Source organism: Vibrio sp. 1557, from assembly GCF_033340175.1.
Lineage (GTDB): Bacteria > Pseudomonadota > Gammaproteobacteria > Enterobacterales > Vibrionaceae > Vibrio > Vibrio alginolyticus.
On the sequence record NZ_JAWOVZ010000233.1, the window covers coordinates 1 to 1140 of the forward strand.

The window sequence follows — 1140 nt, forward strand, 5'->3', positions numbered from 1 at the left end:
TACCTTTTGTCGTTAGGCTTTAACTACAGCTTCTAACATGGTTCTCGCGGCGAACATGTGAATACTCGCCGCGAACTCCTCTCAAATGACCACTACACGGCTTGAGCCGTGAGTTGTTTCAGCAATCGGTCCATCGCGCGATACCCGAGCGCTTCCGCCAAATGAGAACGCTCAATCTGCTCAGCACCTTCTAAATCCGCTATCGTGCGGGCCACTTTAATGATGCGATGATAGGCACGAATCGATAACCCCAGCCGATGGAGTGCAGTTTCGAGAAATTCCGCATCGCTTTTTTGCAACGGACAAAATGCCTCAATCTCACGGCTACCGAGCAGTGCGTTTACTTTGCCGTTTCGATTGAGCATGCTCTCGCGAGCAAGACTGACGCGCTCTTTGACGAGTTCCGTGGGTTCACCTCGATCACCACCTTCCGCCAACGTGCCTTTCGGTAAGGATGGAATTTCTAACGACATATCAAAACGGTCGAGAAGCGGTCCCGATAAACGACCTAAGTAACGCAAAATAGCTTGAGGGTTAGTGCGAGCTTGATTCCCTTCGTAATAGCCAGTTGGGCTTGGATTCAACGCGCCCACTAGCTGAAAACGAGCAGGAAAGCGCGTTTTTCCTTGTGCGCGCGAAATGATGATCTCACCCGATTCCAGTGGTTCTCGTAACGAGTCCAACACTTTACGGTCAAACTCCGGCATTTCATCAAGGAACAATAACCCATTGTGAGCCAAAGAAATCTCTCCCGGTCTTGGCACCGAGCCACCACCAACTAATGCAGCCATCGAACTGGAATGGTGCGGCGCACGAAACGGACGCGACTTCCAGTTGTGCTCATTAATCTCACTTTGCGTCAGTGATGCGACTGAAGCCGTTTCCATCGCTTCTTCGTCGCTCATCTCCGGCAGTAAGTCGCATAAACGCGATGCCAGCATGGTTTTTCCTGTACCAGGAGGACCAAGGAAAAGTAGGTTGTGGTTTCCAGCCGCCGCAATTTCTAGAGCACGCTTGCCTTGTTGCTGGCCAATGATGTCTTGTAGATCTCGACCATGTTTTTCAACCGTTTTTCGCTTCGGAGTTTGATAAAGATTGAGACGATGCTGACCACATAACTCCGCACACACCTCAAGTAAG

1 protein-coding gene is annotated in these 1140 nt (G+C 50.5%); it reads right to left on the minus strand.

The window, feature by feature from the left end:
- Nucleotides 1-92 precede the first annotated feature (92 nt).
- Nucleotides 93-1140 (minus strand): YifB family Mg chelatase-like AAA ATPase (locus R7070_RS26130; RefSeq protein WP_318141505.1); only part of this gene is annotated, 1048 nt, incomplete at its 5' end.